Annotated in this window: 1 protein-coding gene; it reads right to left on the reverse strand. The window is 56.5% G+C overall.

What is annotated here, in order from left to right; genetic code table 11:
- On the reverse strand, positions 1 to 255 hold a 255-nt coding region (locus ACZYSM_RS29605; RefSeq protein ID WP_489077246.1), incomplete at both ends, for an IS66 family transposase.

Raw genomic sequence — 255 nt, forward strand, 5'->3', positions numbered from 1 at the left:
GGCTGGTGGTGTAGTCAAACAACACTACTTTTCGATCCGGTGGCCCACTGGCTTGCACCCACATCCAGGATTGACTGGTCGGGTCTCGATCCGGCTCTTTAAGCACCTGAACCCGGGTTTCATCGCAGTGGATGACCGGGCTTTCCAGCAACCGATCGCGCATTAAATTCAACAGCGGTTGTAAGTACTCGCCGCACTGGATGACCCAGCGTGCCAGCGTCTGTCGTGGGATCTCTACACCGTGTCGGCTCAGTA

This window comes from Pseudomonas sp. F220, from assembly GCF_057813935.1.